This window comes from Acinetobacter sp. RUH 2624 (genome assembly GCF_000162375.2).
GTDB lineage: Bacteria > Pseudomonadota > Gammaproteobacteria > Pseudomonadales > Moraxellaceae > Acinetobacter > Acinetobacter nosocomialis.
Genome location: NZ_KI391939.1, coordinates 1,339,724 through 1,358,060, shown reverse-complemented (window position 1 = coordinate 1,358,060; position 18,337 = coordinate 1,339,724). Strand labels below are relative to the sequence as shown.

Here is an 18,337-nt window from a genome sequence, read left to right as displayed (position 1 = left end):
TTGGCGATGGCGTTCAGCGGATGCTTACTGTTTAAACCATCCTTTATTATCAGAATTGGCTTTATTAAGTGGTATTTATGATTTATCTCCTATAAAGGAGACTCATTTAAATCATGCATTAAACTTATCAGAAGAGGATATTTTGAAATATAGCCCTATTTATCAGAAACAGCAGACTGATATACCTTGTAGGATTTTGTGTGGAGAGTTGGAGCTAAGTGAATTGCAGTGGCAAAGCCAAAATTATTTTGAGCACAGATGTAGTACTGGTCATGAGTTAGTTTCTTTCGAGACTATTTCTGGAGTTAATCATTATTCCATTTTAGACTACTATTTTAAATATATATTTAAATAGATATGGATGTAGGCGCTGAACTTTATAAGAATAGTTTAATTATATTTTACTATTTAAATCAATAGCTTGTTTTTTGCTAAGAGATGCTGCATCAAATAATATGTTTTATTAAATTTGAAATAAATATATATTTTTGGTTATGTTTAAGTGAAAATGTAGAATAGTTCACATTTAAGTGGCTTTTTATCACTATGTTTGATTTCAAGTTGACCTAAATTAATAACTCAATTAGATTAAAAGGATAGTGTTTTCTCTCTAATCGACAAACTGTTTAGCTGTTGCTTAGATGAGTTTTATAGTCCGTAGCTTCCCAAGATACGGACTTTTTTATTTTGCATCATCCTTAGCTAAAAAATATTTAGCATACTAAAGCAGCAGTTAGTAGGAAGGATCAGGTCGAATTAAATGAAAATTTTAAAGAAGCATTGTAAATATATCTTTAAAGGTGTATATTTACTTATGCATATACTGCGTCTGTAAAGTTGTTTATTTTAATACCCTCATATTTTAGATATGAGGGTATTTTTTATTAAAAGATTTTTTCATAAAATTAATTTATTTAAATAAAATTATTAGAATTAGATAGTTTAAATGGTAATTAGAGTAAATAAAATATCTATACATTTATTATACGTATGACTTATAGTTAAAAAAATTGTAAATTACTTGGAGTTGCATGAATTGATAAATTTTGAAATAATTTTACTAATTTATTAATTATCATATTGTTATGGATATTTTGAAGTTTTTGAAAAGTTTTAATACTGTTGGAACTTACTTATCACTAGCAACTATAGTATTGCTCATTATGATTATTTTTTTTATTTTATTTCTCCAAAATAATAAAATACATCTCACTATAAAAAAATAAAATATATAAATTTAAATTAGATTTCTATCACAATTTTTATTGAAAAAGTTGAAGCATATTGTGTGGAATAAAAAATTATGAAAATATGATTTAGGTTTAAAAACAGATAAAAATCTTTAAGATTTCCATCTTGAATTTAATCCTGAAATAAAAAATTTATTATTTATCATAAAAATACTTGAAATATAATATATGGAGATACACATGAAGATTCGCAAGGTTTCTGCTGTTTTTCTTTCAATGGCTGCGACTCATTTAGCTTATGCGGCACCTAATCTTTTAAATTCTGCAATAGATTCTTCTCAAGCAAAAGGAATTATTAAAAATCAATATATTGTCATTTTGAATAAGGATATTGGGCCTGCGAAAGATTTTGCACAGAATATTGCAAAACAGCATGGTGGCAGAATTTTACAAAGCTACGACAGTGCTCTTAAAGGTTTTGCAATTTATTTACCTGATACTGCAGGCACAGCGTTCATTGAAGCGATGAAAAAGAACCCTCAAGTTCTTTCTGTAGAAAATGATACTGTAGTGAATATTGATGCAACGACACAAACTAATCCTGATTGGGGACTAGATCGTATTGATCAGAAAGCTTTACCATTAAATTCAACATATTCTTATTCGCAAACTGGTACCGGGACAACAGCTTATATTGTTGATACTGGTATATTGTCTACTCATCAAGAATTTTCAGGTCGTGTATTAAATGGATATACAGCAATATCTGATGGTAATGGTACGACTGATTGTAATGGGCACGGCACACATGTTGCTGGAACGGTAGGTGGTACCACTTATGGTGTTGCCAAGAATGTAAAACTTGTCCCTGTTCGGATTTTAGGATGTGATGGTTCCGGTGCTTCGAGTAATGTTATTGCTGGTTTAGATTGGATTTTGAAAAATGGAAGTAAACCAGCTGTTGTAAACATGTCCTTAGGTGGGGCGGCAAGCTCTTCTTTAGATAGTGCAGTAGAAAACTTATATAATAATGGCTATGTAATGGTCGTAGCTGCTGGTAACTCAAATACAGATGCATGTACTTCTTCTCCGGCTAGAACAAGTAATGCAATTACAGTTGCTGCAACTGACAATACTGATACTCGAGCAAGCTATTCTAACTACGGAAGCTGTGTTGATATTTTTGCGCCCGGAAGTCAAATTAACTCTTCTTGGATTGGGAGTAATACGGCCACTAAAGTATTAAATGGCACTTCCATGGCAACTCCACATGTTGCTGGAGTAGTTGCTGAACTTTTTCAAAGTACACCTACAGCTACACCTCAAACGATAACATCCAATCTGCTAAATCAAGCGACTAGTGATGTGGTGAAAAATCCATCTGGTAGCCCAAACCGTTTATTATATAAATCTCCTTAAAAATATAATTCTCTATGATTGAAAAGGTCCCGCAGGACCTTTTTTAAATTTTTGCATGTGTACCATACTTGTCAATCATGACTGAACTGGCTTCGTTTAAACCACGTACAGTAACTTGTATGCCATTCTTTTGAAACTTTTCCACTGCTGAATCAAGCATTGCAACCGAAGTGATATCCCAAATATGTGAATGAGTCAGATCAATAATGACTTCTTTTACTTCTTCTTTAAAGTTAAAGCTTTGCATGAATTTATCTGAAGAACTAAAAAAGATTTGTCCTCTTAAATCATATAAACGATAGTTGCCTTCTAATGAGGTTATCACGTGTACATCATTTTCAAGTTTATTCGCTAAGAAAAGCGCGGAAAGTAATACACCCGTCAATACGCCTAGTGCTAGGTTATGAGTAGCTACAACTACTACAACGGTTGCAATCATGACGATATTGCTACTTTTAGGATGAGTTTTAAATTGCGTAAGTGAACTCCACTCAAAAGTACTGATTGATACCATAATCATGACAGCAACAAGTGCAGCCATAGGAATAACTTTCAACCAATCACTTAAAAATACGACTAAAATCAGCAAGAATATACCTGCACATAAAGTAGATAAGCGTGTACGGCCACCTGATTTAACATTAATCATTGATTGTCCAATCATTGCACATCCAGCCATCCCACCCATAAAACCCGAGGCAATATTGGCAATACCTTGACCTTTACATTCCTTAAATTTATTACTCGGGCTATCCGTCATTTCATCAACAATTGTGGCTGTCATCATCGACTCAAGTAAGCCAACTGCAGCTAACGCTAATGAATAAGGAAGAATGATAAGAAGTGTATCTAGATTAAGAGGAATATTTGGAATTAAAAAAATAGGTAGAGTATTTGGTAGTGCTCCCATATCGCTAACTGTTCGCACATCAATACCAAAAAGGAGGGTAAGTAATGTGACTATAACAATACATATAAGGGGAGATGGAAAAAATTTTCCAAGCTTTGGTACATAAGGGAATAGATAAATAATTGCTAAACCAATAGCGACTAATAGATAGACGTGCCAACTTACATTGATTAACTCTGGTAGTTGAGCCATAAAAATGAGAATGGCGAGAGCATTTACAAAACCCATCACAACCGATTTAGAAACAAAGCGCATGAGCTTAGCAAGCTTAAGATATCCCACTACGATTTGTATGACACCCGTCAAAATAGTAGCTGCGAATAAATACTGAAGACCATGTTCTTTCACTAGGGTCGTCATGACTAAGGCCATAGCACCTGTTGCTGCCGAAATCATGGCAGAACGACCACCTACAAAAGAAATAATAACCGCAATACAAAAAGATGCATATAAACCAATTTGGGGATCTACACCTGCAATAATTGAAAAGGCAATCGCCTCTGGAATTAAAGCCAGACCAACAACAAGCCCAGAAAGAATATCTGCACGGACATTAGAGAACCATTGTTCTCGAAGATTCGTTAACATGGAAATAGCCTAGAATTTTAAATTTTAGAAAGGCTAGTGATGTGATATACCAACACACAAGCGACTACACCACATCACTAGACAGTGATGAGTTATTTACAAAAGAGAAGGGTAAATAAACTTAAGGTGGCGTAAGTGTCATGGATAATGAAAATTTGAAATTTTAAAGAGGTGCGAAGGATAACATAAGTTATTAGGCGGAGCCATTTAAGCTTGCTACCTTCACTTATTAGGCATCTAACTATTTTATGATTTGTTCATCTCTACTTTAGGCAGAGACGTAAATTCATTTAATGGCATATCTAGGAAAAAGTCAGAGGCTTCATCATGCTTGCAATTTAACCAATCATTTCTAAGATCTTCAGGTATCACAATAATTGAACGTTTTTCATCATCTGGTTTATGGAACTGTTTCATAAAAGAATGTCGATCTGCATTGATTGTTAATAATGACATTGTTCTAACTTTCTGCTTATCAATTATGGTTTCTTCATAAATTGCTGCAAGTGTAAATGGCTTTCCATCTTGACGGAATATGCCATACCAATGAGCTTTTCCATTGATATATTTAGGTTCATAAATAGCTTCAACAGGTATAAGTGCGAATTGATCGTGTGACCACGCATGCTTAAAGGAACGTTTTTGTTCAACCGTTTCAGTCCTCGCATTATAAGTTGCGTATTTAAAAGTTATTTCTTTTGCATATGGAGGTAGCATACCAAATTTAACTTTTCTCCATTCCCATTCATTTTGTTGAGATAAGATCATTGGACAGTCATCGCTTGGATAGACATCCGAGTTGTAGTCAAAAGTAGGTTCAAATAAGCCTAATTGATGAGCATGAGCTTTTTTAAGGGGTTTAAAATTTGCACACATAACTAAACCTGATTTCTGCTTTAGTCCTAGCTTGGAACTTTTGGCTTTGTGTTATGTATATTTTTATAATTTGAATTGTTTGTTTCAGTATTAATTTTTACTTTTCAATTACTTTAACAAAGATTTTCTTCGGATTAATCGTTTTAAAAAATAAATGAATTATTGGTAGGGGGGAACCATAGGGCATTTCTAAGATATTTATTGGTTTTGAATAGCTACTTTTATGCAACAGAGCCTTTCAGAAATTTGGATTTTAATAAATATGCTATTCATCATAATACAAAAGATATAGAGAACGCATACAAATCAAACATTTTTAGTGTGGGTTAACTCTTTAAAAAATTTATAAGGTGGAATTATGAATAAACATTTATTAGCGAAGATCACTCTTTTAGGTGCTCCACAACTATTTATCTTTAATACGGCATTTGCGGATATTCCTCTTACCCCAGCACAATTTGCTAAAGCAAAAACACAAAATTTTGATAAAAAAGTTATTCTGTCTAACTTGAATAAACCTCATGCTTTGTTATGGGGACCAGACAATCAGATTTGGTTAACCGAGCGTGCGACTGGCAAAATTTTGAGAGTAAATCCTGAGTCTGGTAGCGCAAAAACCGTTTTTCAGGTTCCTGAAATTGTAAATGATGCTGATGGTCAGAATGGTTTATTAGGTTTTGCTTTTCATCCTGACTTTAAACATAACCCTTATATCTATATTTCGGGCACTTTTAAAAATCCAAAATCTACAGAAAAAGAACTACCTAACCAAACGATTATCCGTAGATATACCTATAACAAAACAACAGATACATTTGAAAAACCTGTCGATTTGATTGCTGGCTTGCCATCATCGAAAGACCATCAGTCGGGTCGTCTCGTCATTGGTCCAGACCAAAAAATCTATTATACAATTGGTGACCAAGGCCGTAATCAGCTAGCTTATTTGTTCTTACCAAATCAGGCACAGCACACTCCAACCCAGCAAGAGCTCAATAGTAAAGACTACCATACATATATGGGTAAAGTATTACGCCTAAATCTGGACGGAAGTATTCCCAAAGATAACCCAAGCTTTAACGGAGTAGTGAGTCATATCTACACTTTAGGGCACCGTAACCCACAAGGTTTAGCGTTTGCTCCAAACGGAAAGCTTTTACAATCTGAGCAAGGACCAAATTCTGATGATGAAATTAATCTCATTTTAAAAGGTGGGAACTACGGTTGGCCAAATGTAGCGGGTTATAAAGATGATAGTGGTTATGCTTATGCTAACTATTCGGCTGCAACCAATAAATCACAAGTTAAGGATTTGGGACAAAACGGAATAAAAGTAGCTGAAGGGGTTCCGGTGACTAAAGAATCCGAATGGACTGGTAAAAACTTTATAGCCCCTTTGAAAACGTTGTATACCGTTCAAGATACCTATAACTACAATGATCCAACTTGTGGTGATATGACTTATGTTTGTTGGCCAACAGTCGCGCCGGCATCGGCATATGTATATACGGGAGGCAAAAAAGCGATTCCAGGATGGGAAAATACATTATTGGTACCATCTTTAAAACGTGGGGTAATTTTCCGTATTAAGCTAGACCCGACGTATAGTGTGACTTTAGATGATGCTATCCCGATGTTTAAAAGCAATAACCGTTATCGTGATGTGATTGCAAGTCCGGAGGGTAATATTCTATATGTACTGACAGATACGGCTGGTAATGTGCAAAAAGATGATGGTTCGGTAACAAATAATTTAGAGAATCCAGGTTCTCTCATTAAATTTACGTATAACGGAAAGTAATCTACGCAAAAAACCCAGCGCTATCGCTGGGTTTTTACATAACTTTAGATGTATTTATTCAGTTACGACCAACACTGGTACATGGATTTCTCCTAAGAGTGCTTGAGTTACACTTCCTAAGAAAAACTTTTTAAAACCTTTTCGCCCATGAGAACCGATTACTAATAAATCAGCTTTTAGCTCAGTTGCTGCTTTAATAATTTCTGTGTGAATTGTTTGACCCTCAACAATCTTTGTTTCAACAGAAATTCCGTGTTGATTAAATTGTTCTTTAGCCTGATCTAAGATGCCCTGAATCGAAGCTCTCGCTTTATTAAAGTAATCTTGCGCAATTTCTGTACTATCGATGATTTCAACTGAAATAAAAGGATCAATAGTAAGCGCATATACTAAAGTGACTTTACTGTTAAACGCTTTAGCAAGGCTTGCAGCATGGTTAACCGCAATAAGTGAAGTAGGAGAACCATCGACTGGAACTAAAATATGGTGATAACTCATATATTGCTCCTTATTGTCTTATGACAATATTTATTGTTGAAGAACCTAAGCTTGTTATCGTTATGGTTATATTATCGCCAATTTTATGATTTCTATTGTGTGTTTTTAGTGTGCAAAGTGAGCGACTACTTTTTAAAGGTAGAGATTAACTCATTGAATAATGACTTTCTAAGTAAGCCTGACCTTGTTTGAGAATAGATACAACCTGATTGGCATCGATAGCTTGTTCGAATAAAAAGCCTTGTCCAATGTTATAGCCAAATTGAAGAAGTAATTCTTCTTGTTCTGGTGTTTCAATGCCTTCTGCAATTAGACCAAGTGAGAGATTTGGAGCAAGTAAGCCAATGGCTTGAACAATTGAATAAATTGATGGGTCATTTTGCATCTTTTGTATAAAACTACAGTCGACTTTTAGACAGTCAATTGGGTAATCTCTTATATGTGTTAGAGAAGAGAATCCTGTTCCGAAATCATCTAAAGCAATGCGTACACCATGTTGTTTTAGTTTATTGAGTGCGCGAATAACATATTCCGAACCACGGTCCCCAAGCATATGCTCAGTAACTTCTACTTCAATTAAATGTGTAGGAATTTCAAGATGATTAATTTTTTTTAATAGCCGTTCTGCATAATTATCTCTTAAAAACTCAACTGGTGCAGCATTTAGAGATACTGGAAGGGGCTGAAAACCTAATTTTATCCATTTAGCCATATCATGCAAAACTTGATGTTGCATGATTTCACCAATTTTACTTGCTAAATCGTAATCTTTGAAAGCTTCAGCAATCTGAGAAGGTAAACCTGTCTGAGCCGACGTCGTGTGCCAACGGAGTAATGCTTCAAAGCCCACGACAGTATGTGTTTTTAAATCAACTTTAGGTTGATAATAAGGTTGGATGGTATGGTGACGAATAAGCTGCCGGGCAATGTTAAGTTGAGACGCGATTGCCTCGGTTAATTGCATCATACTCGGGTTATACATACGTATACCGCCACGACCTCGAGCTTTTAAGTCATGCAGTGCCATGTCTGCACAGCTTAATAAACTTGATTGATCAACAGCATCTTGAGGATAAATGGCACAGCCAATGCTCATCCCGCCGTTGAGTACATTCCCGGCATACGTAATAGGTTGATTAAGTTGCTGAAGCAATACTTCAGCAAGCTCGCGCACATCATTTTCATTTTTTAGATGGCTGACAATAACTGCAAACTCATCGCCACCTAATCTAGCGACAGAACATCGTTCATGGTCTACACATTGATTAAAACGTTTGGATAGTATTTTTAATAAGTGATCACCAGCACTATGGCCTATGGTGTCATTAATGTGTTTGAAATGATCTAAATCAATTAAAAGTAGTCCTACACTTGTTTGCGTTTCCCTTGAGTAGGCTAGAGTACGTTTTAGTTGAAGCTTAAATGAGCGTCTATTAAATAATCCAGTAAGTTCATCTCTTTCACTAATATCTCTTAAACGGTTTTCAGTAAGATATTGTTGAGTGACATTCCGGGAAACACACAATATTTGAATAATTTCGCCATTTGTATGCTGGATTGGGGTAAGCATGTTATCCCAATATTCAGGATCTTGATGAGGTAAACAACTCATGCCAGCGAATCGAGCTACTTTACCTTCTAAGGCTTTTTTTAAAGCAACTCTTCCACGCTTACGAATATGAGATGGTAAAAGGTCTAACCATCGCATGCCAAATTTTTTTTCATTTACAGGTACACCTAGAGCAAGGCATCCTGATTTATTCATATGAGATACTGTACCATCAGTATTTAAAACTTTAATACAATCCACACTAATATCGAGCATTTGGTTCTGTATATCGATATCTTTGCGTAAGCTTTGTTGTTCTTGAATATCTTGGTCAATATCTAGGAAACTAACAAACCATTCATTTTCCTGAGAAGATTCATGGTATTTCGACAATTGAATAGAAAGTTTACACCATCGATAGTGGTGACTCTTATGCAAAAGACGGCATTTAAACTCAACTCTTGATTGGAGCCGTATAGCATCTAACCATTTATTTTTAACTTCTTCTAAATCGGCAGGGTACACGAAATCTAACCATTGCTGAAACAATGGAGGAGAAGTATCGCGCCAGTACTTTGTACACTCCGTATTGCAGTATAAAATTAAGCCCTTTTCATCACTGACCCAAGTCGGTAGAGGAAACTGCTCAACAATAAAGTGCTTTTGGGTAGTGTTCGACATTGAAGTCATAACATGCCTAAAACTGCTGAAGAGTTAAACTATTTATAAACTGTATTGTAATAGTTGTGTCGTCCCCACAAAAGCTATAAAAACTGAATATTTGATTTTTTTTTAGACTTGAATAAATGTTTTTCTAAACTCGAACTGTTATTACTCATGTATGCATATGTTATTTATTAACTTTTAATTTTACGAAAATTATAAAAAATAGAGTTTTAACTTTAAAAAATTATGCTTATTTTTGTAAAAAACTTGTTAAAACAGGTGTTTATATAGCTGTAATAGAAGGCTTAACTGAGAAATTTATATCAAATAAAATATTTAAATAAGAAAAAAATGAATTACTTTGAATATTTTCTTTTAAAAAATTTATATAAAGAATCAGTTTAAGTTATTAAGCATTAATACAATAAGCACTATTAACTTTACAAAAGTAATATAAAATAAGGTCTTATGATATCGTAGAATTCTTTTTGTCAAAAAGGATATATAATTCCTTTTTGTGCATTTTATAGCCTACATTTTCCCCAAGATGTAGGTTTTTTTTATGCCAAAATTTTATTATCTCACTTGTTATTAACTTGTTAAATTATAAATAAAAAAAAAGCCATAATGGCTTTTTTATTTATACGGCTTCTGGTTTTTTCAACTGTTGTTGAATATAGAGATTCATATAGTATTGCTCTATATAATCATCAGCATAATTATTAGCTAATGTTTTTGTAGCTACTTGTTCATGCTTAGCATAGCAGTTAGTTTCCAAGTCCTTTTCAAGTACCCACCATTGGCGATTAATACGACGTACCTGAAACTTATCACTTTTATATTTTCTTTTAGCCATTTTTCCTATCATTACAATGTAGAGAATAAAAAAGAGTTTCTACTGGAGTTGAAAGAACAAGTCAACAAGCAGAATGTTTAATTGATTACTTTATGAAATCCATGTTCTTTATCATAATTATCACGTATAAAAAAAGCCCTCATGAGAGAGCTTTAAATCTAATAAATTTTGCAAATTATGAAAAAATAACTAACGCGATAGATTTTTTAAAAGCATTTTTAAACTTTCCATCATTTTTTCTAACTGTAGGGGGGTAATACCTTCAAATGATTGTTCAAGTACCACACTCGTAAGATCATTAATTTTACTGATCATTTCAATACCACGTTCAGTAAGATATACACGTGTAATTCGACCATCTGTTTGGCAAGAATATGTTTCAACTAAACCTTCATCTTTTAAGCGATAAACAATTTTAGTTGTCGTGGACATCTTTGAAATAATCATGTCAGATAGCTCAGATACGCTAGCATGAGGTTTGCTACTGAGTGCAAGCATAATACGTCTACGAGAATTATCGAGGCCATATTTTTTAAGGGCATTATCAATATTTTGAACATATTGAGCATGGACCTGAGTAATCCAATAATATGGAAAATCTTCAAGAGTGAAAGATTCTGTTGTAGGTAAAAAACGCGCATACTTCTTTGTCATTGACTTTTCCCCATACCTTGGTGGATCGCATTTTTATGAAACTAATCTTAATAGTTGAAAAATATAGTTTCACTAAGCAAGTTATATCAGGACTTTAAGTCTTGAGCAAAATTTATATTGTTTGAATTAACAAGGACAAACTATAAATTTTCCTCTTCTGATAAAACTTATTCCTTACCGTTTATTTGAACTTGGCTACTCGCTTGGTCGTAAAATGAACGATATTTGTTTGCATGAGAATCGTAGAAAAAAAAACGTGTTTTGAACGTGACATTTCTATCAAAATTTTTTGTCTACAAAGTCATAACTTAAAAAAATAAATCCATTTATTAGGTAAATATTTAAATTAATCATATATTTAATTGTTTTTTTAAAATGAAAATTTACCATACATTTAACATAATTGATGAATTATCTATAAAATTAATGCATATTTGTTTTTAAGTTATTGATTTTAAATATTAAAATTATTTTTGGGAGTAGGGGTAATTATATCTGAAAAATCCAAATGTACTTCTAAAAATTTTGAAATTAAAAGATGAGTGTGGCCTCAAATTAAATTTTTAGTGTTTTACCTTAGAACCACTGATGACATATCTGGTTCAAATTAATTGATAATCTATAAAACTGAGTACTAATAAAAAGGGAGAATTTATATTCTCCCTTTTTTAATTATGATTTTGTTAATAATTTTTCTTCTTGATTCTTTTTAATGATGGCGTAACTTACTCCCGTTACGATACTTCCAGCCGCAATTGCTGCAAGATACAACCACGCATGATTGATTGCATTCGGAATCAGTAGTACGAATACACCGCCGTGTGGAGTCACAAGCTCACAGTGAAATAAAGCAACTAATGCACCAGTTACTGCGCCACCTAGAATACAGGTTGGAATAACACGCATTGGATCTTTTGCTGCAAATGGAATTGCACCTTCTGAAATAAAGCATAAACCAAGCACAAACGCAGCTTTACCTGCATCTTTTTCACCAGTACTAAATTTATTTCTAGCGAGGAAGGTCGCAATTGCCATCCCAATTGCAGGAACCATACCACCTGCCATCGTGGCAGCCATTGGCATATAGGTATTGGTGGTAAGTAGTCCAACTGTAAAAGCATAAGCAGCTTTATTGATTGGTCCGCCCAAATCAATACACATCATACTTGCCAGAATAATTCCCATTAATACAGCATTTGTTGTGCCCATGTTGTTGAGGAAATCTTTCATTAACTCAAAAATATGCGCTACAGGTTGACCTACCACATAGAACATAATCAGTCCAACAGATAATGTTCCTAATAATGGAATAATCAAAATGGGCTTAAGGGACTCTAAGCTAGTTGGGAGCTTAACTTTTTTAGCAATAAATAACGCGATATAACCTGCAAGGAAGCCAGAAACAATACCGCCTAAAAATCCTGCTTGTAACTGTGCTGCCAATAAACCCCCGATTAAACCGGGTGCAAGACCGGGGCGATCTGCAATGGAATATGCAATATAACCCGATAGCATGGGTACCATGAGGGTAAATGCTGCTGCGCCAATCTGTTTTAATATGGCTGGCAGACTACCAGCTTGTTCCGCTGCATTTAGGCCAAAACATAAAGAAAGTGCAATTAGCAAGCCCCCCGCAACAACCATAGGCAGCATATAAGAAACACCAGTTAATAAGTGTTTATATACACCAACTTTTTCAGTTTTATCCTTATTTTCGGTTGTTGCTTGCTGTTTACCTTGTTCTAAAACCTGAGCATTAGCAATTGCCTCAGCAAAAGCCTTGTCGGTTTGTTTTAAAGCAAAACCAGTGCTACATCTATAGACACGCTTACCTATAAAGCGGTCAGTGTTGACTTCAATGTCAGTAGCAAGAATAACAATATCGGCATCAGCAATCGCTTGAGGTGATAAAATATTCTTCGCACCTACAGAACCTTGAGTTTCTACATCGATTTGATACCCAAGTCTTTCTGCACCTTGTTGTAATGCTTCAGCTGCCATAAATGTATGGGCAACTCCAGTTGGGCAAGCAGTAATGGCAACAAAATGAGTTAATGTATTTGAAACTTGCTTAGGTTTTTGTTCCCACTCATTTGCTAGTTTTGAGTGTTCAAGTGCTGTTAAAAGCGCTTTGTCTGCATCATCTTTAATATCTTCAATAGAAACTAAAGATAAAGCGTTTTGACCAAAAATATTTAGATTTTTAGGTTGTTGTCCAATAATAATGACATGATCAAAATGATCGCTTGATTCAAACTCATCGAGTGAAATGACACTGTGTTTATAGCCGTGTTGAGTTGCGACTAAAGCTAGTTTACGAGCCAAGATTAAAGCATTGACTTGCTGTTGCGGACTATTAGTGACAAATAATAAATGTTTAGCAGTTTGCATCAGATTCACTCAATGAATTGATAATAGTTTGTGCTTTTAGTTGGTCTAGAATCTCAGGAGTAGGGATTCGAAAACCAATTTGTGTTACAGCATGGCTTGCAATGGCAGTCGCAGTTTTTAAGGTTTCTTCAGGAGGCAGTTGGTTAACAAGTCCATGGATCATGCCGGCTAAGAGTGAATCACCAGCGCCTACTGTACTTTTTACAATAACTTTTGGTGCTTGAGCATGTAAGGGGTGAGTGGCGTGTAACCAATTTACGCCATCTTCACCCATTGAGATAACCACATGTTCAATATTGGTTAAGCTATCAAAAAGTTTTCTTTGTTCGGCATAGCTTGCGGCAGGACGTTGATAACTTTCAACCAACTCATCGGTATTCGGTTTGATCATCCAAGGTTGACATTCAATTGCAGCAACCAACGCTTTACCACTGGTATCTAGTGCAACTTTCTTATTATTTTTTTTGATCAGTTGAATAAGATGTTGTAACTCATCAATACTAAAACCTTGTGGAAGGCTACCCGCTATTGCAACGACCTCGACTTGTGGTAACAGAACTTCAATCTTATTAAATAGGCTTTGTTTGTCTGTTTCAGAAACAAAGAAACCTTTGCCGTTTAAATCGGTCATCCGCCCAGAATGCTCAGCAATTTTTATATTTTGACGTGTTTCACCATCAATATAAATAAACTCGGGTTGAAATTGAGCTTGTGCAAAATGTGTATCGAAAATTTGTCGATTATGCTCACCTAAAAAACCACTTACGATTACATCATGACCTAAGTCTTTTAATACTTGAGCAACATTTAGGCCTTTGCCAGCCGCATGAATTTCTACCGACTCTTGCCGGTTCACTTCACCTACTAATAACTCATTCAGTTGAATGGTTACATCAATTGCAGGGTTTAAAGTAATTGTTAAAATTTTAGCCATTACTATTCCCAATCTTATAAGTCTTGTTCAGATAGCTGGCGCACAGCAGGGGCGCTATCGCATAGTAAAGCTTGTTGTGCAAGCTTTTGAGCATGGCTATAGCTTAGTGTACGGATTTGAGCTTTTACTAAAGGAATGCTATTTGGTGACATACTCAGTTCGTCTACGCCTAATCCCATGAGAATAGGTACAGCTTTCGGGTCTGCTGCAAGCTCACCACAGATTCCTACCCATTTGCCATGTTTGTGGGCAGCTTTTACTGTTTGATCAATCAAATTAAGAATACTTGGATGTAATCCGTCTGCTTCCGCTGAGAGTATTGGATGGCCTCGGTCAATCGCTAAAGTATATTGGGTCAGGTCATTTGTGCCGATACTGAAAAAGTCGACTTCTTGTGCAAGAACCGGTGCAAGTAAAGCAGCAGACGGAACCTCAATCATAATACCAACTTGTAAATTGTCACATGGATGTTGGGCTCTTACTTCGTCAAGAATTGCTTTGGCTGCACGCCATTCTTCAACGCGTCCAATCATAGGGAACATAATGCGTAACGGACGATTATCAGATGCTTTTAGTAGAGCGGTTAATTGCTGTTTTAAAAGCTCAGGGCGTCTTAAAGTTAAACGAATTCCTCTTAACCCTAAGAATGGGTTTTCTTCTTCAGCAATTGGTAAGTAAGGTAAAGGCTTATCACCGCCTACATCTAATGTACGTACTACAAGCGGGCGACCTGCAAGTGCATCTAATACAACTCGGTAATCAGCCTCTTGAACAGCCTCATTAGGTGCACTGCTATGAGACATAAAAACAAGTTCGGTTCTAAGTAGGCCAATTGCTTCAGCACCACATTCTACTGCTTGTGCTGTCGCTTGAACTTTACCCAAATTGGCTGCAATTTCGATTTGGTGTTGATCTAAGGTAATTGCTGGCTCGTGGCTATGGCGTTCAGCTTCTTCACGAATTTGACGCTGTTGCTCACGCTTTTGCTTGGCTTGTTCGATTTGCGCTGCATCTGGATTTAAAACAAAAGTTCCAGTATCACCATTAATAAGTAAAGTGCTTTTCGGATCAATTTCTAGGACTTGTTCACCAGCACCAACAATAGCTGGAATGCCTAAAGCACGTGCGACAATTGCACTATGCGCACTTGCACCGCCTATAGCAGTTAGAATACCTGCGACACGGTCTTTGTTTAGACGAGCGACATCACTTGGCCCCACGTCATGCATGATTAGAATATAAGGCTCTTTAGGCTCTTCAATTACTACTTCACCACATAATTGGGTTAAAACTCTATCACCAATGTCACGTAGGTCTGTTGCGCGTTCAGCGAGTAAACGATCTGGTAGTGCTTCCTGTGCTTTAGCTGCAGCTTCAATATGCTCATGCCACGCAGCCGGTGCTGATAAATTTTGATAAATTTTTTGATATACACCATTAATTAAATCAGGATCATCAAGCATTTCTAGGTGAGCTCGAAAGATTTGTTTAATTTCAGAAGCATCAGCTTTGGCTATAACTTGGTGAATATTGTTTTTTACTGCATGTAGGGCAATATCTAAATTTTCTTTCTCGACTTTTACGCCTGAACCCATACGTTCATATTGATAAATCTTTGGTTTAATCACATGGACAGGTCCAAAGGCTAAGCCACTTGATGCTGCAATGCCCGTATTGTTACCCAATGTTGTAGCATTGGATATTGCCGTTTGAGCAGGGAGTTGGTCAGGTGTTTCACTGGTTACAGGTAGCGCTTCAACTTCTTCACCTAAGCCTTGCTGCACTGCCAAAATAACTTGATCTAAAGCCTCTACGGCATCGGTTTCTGGCTCAGCGATAAAACGTAGAGTTTGGCCACGCTTACAACCTAACGCTAAAAGACGAGTTAAACTTTTGGCAGAAACAAAGCTACCATCGTCTACTGCAACTTGGATGTCGCCTTGAAAGGTTTTTGTAAGATTGACTAAGTGTGTAGCTGGTCGGGCATGTAAGCCGTGTGCATTTGCTAATACTACTGAACGTTGAGGCCAGTCCGGAACAACGTCAGCTCCAATAATTTTTGCAATTTCGTTTGGCGTTTGAGTTTTATCTAGCTCGGCAACTTGCTCAGGGTTAAATAAAATATCAATTAAACGATTAAATCTTTCATTATCGAGTTGGTCATTGGCTGCTATACAAATGAGGGTGTTCAGCTTTTTACCATTTAGTTCTAAAGCCTGTGATGGTTTAGTAATACTAATAGCTGGTTGCTGAACAAAGTGATTGCTTGAAATGGACCAGATTTGATCTTGCAGTTGAATGGCTTGTTCTGGATCAAGTGAACTTAGAAAACCACATTTTACAAAATTATGTTTTTTGAGTGTTTGAGAAGCTGCCCAAAATAAATCTTCGATATCTTGTGCATCGATTTCGGTTTGAATAAGATTTTCATGAAGTGCTAAAGATAATGGCTGAGCTTGTAGTAATTCGATAATCTGCTCAGGTTTAGACGCATTCTTTACTTGTTCGCTGACGTCATGCATTAATGCACGAGTAAGAATTTGCAAAACTTGCAAATGTTCATCAGATTTTGCTGCAATCACTACAGCTAAATAAATTTTATTTTCTCCATCCCAGATCACACCTTCGGGAAAATGGGCTAAGCGAATCCCTGTTTTTAAAATATATTCACGTGATTGAGGAGTACCGTGGGGAATGGCAATGCCTTGGCCTAAATAAGTCGCGCTTTGTTGTTCACGATTGATGAGTCCCGTTATATATTCAGGCGTAACTAACCCATCTTTTTCTAATATATCTACTAGACACTTTAATGCATGTGTTTTATCAACAGCATGTTGATTCATATGAATATGTTGAGGCTCTAGTGCTAGCATAATTATCCTTGAACAATTTCTTTGGCTTTAGCTAAAACAGAAAAAAAGAAGCTGTTTGCATTAAACAAGTAAATATACCTGTTTTTTGACAACAGCTTCAGATGAATTACCTTAGCAGAACTTTAACGGTATATCGACGCATTTAAGTAAAAAGCTGCTCGTTTTTAATACAAAAAAACCTCTAAGCCGGATTACTGACTTAGAGGCGAAAATAAAAGCAGTGATTAATGTTTAATTTCTTGTTCTAAAATAGACCAAAGTTTTTGATGTGATTTTTTAAATAACAGCATATGGCCAATTGATTTATAGCCTAAATCTTTTGGGCTAAGTTCAATCATTTTTTTATTTGCATTTGGATATAAACTTAATAATTCTTGTACGTTCCGTTTGGTTGCAATCTCATCATCATCAGCCCAAATAGCAGTAATTGGACATTGAATATCTGAATGAAAATCATGAAAAATCGTCTTGCCTATAGCGTTTTTTACATATCCGGGACGACTACAAAACTCTCGCCATTGTTGAGCAACTTTTTTAGGTAGGTTTTCTCCCATACCAATGAATTGAGTTGCGCCATAGCCTTTAACGAGACTAGAAATAGGGAAGATAAGATTAAACATAACTGGTGCTAAAACCTTGGTTTTTCCTTTAAGGCCTTTAATATGTCCAGTTGAACCAGCAACCGTTATTACTTTTGCGACTTTATTATAATTAGGTACGACTCCTAGTAGTTGTCCACCAGCACTATGTCCAATAAGAATAACTTGATTTGCTTTCGTTTTTATTAATAAAGCATCAATTGCAGCAGGAATATCAAGTGTTCCCCAGTCGGTAATACTTGCGGTGCTTTGTTTTAAAGCGCCATGTAGGGACTCGCCAATACCACGAAAGTCAAAACTCAATACATCGTAGCCTTGTTGGCTTAACCATGCGGCGAAAGAGTGATAAAAGTTTTTAGTTATACCTGTTGCTGGACAAATGAGAATAGGATATTCAGTTTTCTTTTCTTGAGCAGGATAAAATTGAGCTGCAAGCTGATAACCATCTTTACAGGTAATCCAAAAAGATTCAAAAGTCTTATCCATAGATTTAAAGTTAATTGGCTAATCATTTATCTTAATGTACATGAGTT

General features: G+C 35.6%; 12 protein-coding genes and 2 pseudogenes. 4 read left to right on the top strand and 10 right to left on the bottom strand.

Annotated elements, in window-relative coordinates:
* Positions 1–28 precede the first annotated feature (28 nt).
* The 3 genes and pseudogenes from HMPREF0014_RS0206345 to HMPREF0014_RS13035 all read left to right on the top strand — a co-directional run.
* Positions 29–355: pseudogene (locus tag HMPREF0014_RS0206345) on the top strand (alpha/beta hydrolase); the annotation flags it as partial.
* A 730-nt stretch (positions 356–1,085) separates the two neighbouring features.
* A pseudogene (locus tag HMPREF0014_RS26245) lies at positions 1,086–1,184 on the top strand (hypothetical protein); the annotation flags it as partial.
* Positions 1,185–1,430: 246 nt separating this feature from the next.
* A complete protein-coding gene (locus HMPREF0014_RS13035) occupies positions 1,431–2,609 on the top strand; it encodes a S8 family peptidase (protein ID WP_004886904.1) in 1,179 nt (392 codons plus the stop codon).
* Between the two features lie 43 nt (positions 2,610–2,652).
* On the opposite strand, the gene HMPREF0014_RS13030 is transcribed toward HMPREF0014_RS13035, so the two are convergent.
* Together HMPREF0014_RS13030 and HMPREF0014_RS13025 are read right to left on the bottom strand one after the other, a co-directional pair.
* Positions 2,653–4,107, bottom strand: coding sequence for a SulP family inorganic anion transporter (locus HMPREF0014_RS13030; RefSeq protein ID WP_004886906.1), 1,455 nt, complete (start codon positions 4,105–4,107; stop codon positions 2,653–2,655).
* A gap of 246 nt (positions 4,108–4,353) precedes the next feature.
* Complete coding sequence (locus HMPREF0014_RS13025) at positions 4,354–4,983, bottom strand: SOS response-associated peptidase family protein (protein ID WP_004886908.1); 630 nt, start codon at positions 4,981–4,983, stop codon at positions 4,354–4,356.
* A 358-nt stretch (positions 4,984–5,341) separates the two neighbouring features.
* On the opposite strand from HMPREF0014_RS13025, the gene HMPREF0014_RS13020 reads away from it, so the two are divergent.
* Complete coding sequence (locus HMPREF0014_RS13020) at positions 5,342–6,784, top strand: glucose/sorbosone family PQQ-dependent dehydrogenase (protein WP_006580897.1); 1,443 nt, start codon at positions 5,342–5,344, stop codon at positions 6,782–6,784.
* Between the two features lie 54 nt (positions 6,785–6,838).
* Here the strand turns inward: HMPREF0014_RS13020 and HMPREF0014_RS13015 are convergent, their stop codons facing one another.
* The 8 genes from HMPREF0014_RS13015 to HMPREF0014_RS12980 all read right to left on the bottom strand — a co-directional run bounded on the left by HMPREF0014_RS13015 (position 6,839) and on the right by HMPREF0014_RS12980 (position 18,290).
* The gene (locus HMPREF0014_RS13015; protein WP_004708443.1) at positions 6,839–7,282 is read right to left on the bottom strand and encodes a universal stress protein; all 444 of its coding nucleotides are present in this window, start codon (positions 7,280–7,282) and stop codon (positions 6,839–6,841) included.
* A gap of 145 nt (positions 7,283–7,427) precedes the next feature.
* On the bottom strand, positions 7,428–9,521 hold the full coding sequence (locus HMPREF0014_RS13010; RefSeq protein WP_004886911.1) for a GGDEF domain-containing protein: 2,094 nt from the start codon (positions 9,519–9,521) through the stop codon (positions 7,428–7,430).
* A gap of 616 nt (positions 9,522–10,137) precedes the next feature.
* The gene (locus tag HMPREF0014_RS13005) at positions 10,138–10,353 is read right to left on the bottom strand and encodes a hypothetical protein (protein WP_006580896.1); all 216 of its coding nucleotides are present in this window, start codon (positions 10,351–10,353) and stop codon (positions 10,138–10,140) included.
* A gap of 189 nt (positions 10,354–10,542) precedes the next feature.
* Positions 10,543–11,007 (bottom strand): MarR family transcriptional regulator, encoded by a 465-nt coding sequence (locus tag HMPREF0014_RS13000; protein ID WP_004708449.1) that lies wholly within the window; start codon positions 11,005–11,007, stop codon positions 10,543–10,545.
* Between the two features lie 672 nt (positions 11,008–11,679).
* On the bottom strand, positions 11,680–13,398 hold the full coding sequence (locus tag HMPREF0014_RS12995) for a fructose-specific PTS transporter subunit EIIC (protein ID WP_004886914.1): 1,719 nt from the start codon (positions 13,396–13,398) through the stop codon (positions 11,680–11,682).
* Positions 13,385–14,332 (bottom strand): 1-phosphofructokinase, encoded by a 948-nt coding sequence (gene pfkB / locus HMPREF0014_RS12990; protein WP_004886917.1) that lies wholly within the window; start codon positions 14,330–14,332, stop codon positions 13,385–13,387. Before pfkB ends, HMPREF0014_RS12995 begins: the two co-directional genes overlap by 14 nt.
* Positions 14,333–14,346: 14 nt before the next feature.
* Positions 14,347–17,205: a phosphoenolpyruvate--protein phosphotransferase gene (gene ptsP / locus HMPREF0014_RS12985; protein ID WP_006580894.1), complete on the bottom strand. Its 2,859-nt coding sequence runs from the start codon at positions 17,203–17,205 to the stop codon at positions 14,347–14,349.
* 224 nt (positions 17,206–17,429) lie between these two features.
* The gene (locus tag HMPREF0014_RS12980; protein WP_006580893.1) at positions 17,430–18,290 is read right to left on the bottom strand and encodes an alpha/beta fold hydrolase; all 861 of its coding nucleotides are present in this window, start codon (positions 18,288–18,290) and stop codon (positions 17,430–17,432) included.
* Positions 18,291–18,337 lie beyond the last annotated feature (47 nt).

Excerpts from the sequence above, each read along its gene's own strand:
- HMPREF0014_RS13025 (WP_004886908.1), bottom strand. The coding sequence starts at position 4,983 with ATGTGTGCAAATTTTAAACCCCTTAAAAAAGCTCATGCTCATCAATTA.
- HMPREF0014_RS13020 (WP_006580897.1), top strand. The coding sequence starts at position 5,342 with ATGAATAAACATTTATTAGCGAAGATCACTCTTTTAGGTGCTCCACAA.
- HMPREF0014_RS13005 (WP_006580896.1), bottom strand. The coding sequence starts at position 10,353 with ATGGCTAAAAGAAAATATAAAAGTGATAAGTTTCAGGTACGTCGTATT.
- HMPREF0014_RS12995 (WP_004886914.1), bottom strand. The coding sequence starts at position 13,398 with ATGCAAACTGCTAAACATTTATTATTTGTCACTAATAGTCCGCAACAG.
- pfkB (WP_004886917.1), bottom strand. The coding sequence starts at position 14,332 with ATGGCTAAAATTTTAACAATTACTTTAAACCCTGCAATTGATGTAACC.
- HMPREF0014_RS13035 (WP_004886904.1), top strand. The coding sequence starts at position 1,431 with ATGAAGATTCGCAAGGTTTCTGCTGTTTTTCTTTCAATGGCTGCGACT.
- HMPREF0014_RS13010 (WP_004886911.1), bottom strand. The coding sequence starts at position 9,521 with ATGACTTCAATGTCGAACACTACCCAAAAGCACTTTATTGTTGAGCAG.
- HMPREF0014_RS13015 (WP_004708443.1), bottom strand. The coding sequence starts at position 7,282 with ATGAGTTATCACCATATTTTAGTTCCAGTCGATGGTTCTCCTACTTCA.
- HMPREF0014_RS12980 (WP_006580893.1), bottom strand. The coding sequence starts at position 18,290 with ATGGATAAGACTTTTGAATCTTTTTGGATTACCTGTAAAGATGGTTAT.
- ptsP (WP_006580894.1), bottom strand. The coding sequence starts at position 17,205 with ATGCTAGCACTAGAGCCTCAACATATTCATATGAATCAACATGCTGTT.
- HMPREF0014_RS13030 (WP_004886906.1), bottom strand. The coding sequence starts at position 4,107 with ATGTTAACGAATCTTCGAGAACAATGGTTCTCTAATGTCCGTGCAGAT.
- HMPREF0014_RS13000 (WP_004708449.1), bottom strand. The coding sequence starts at position 11,007 with ATGACAAAGAAGTATGCGCGTTTTTTACCTACAACAGAATCTTTCACT.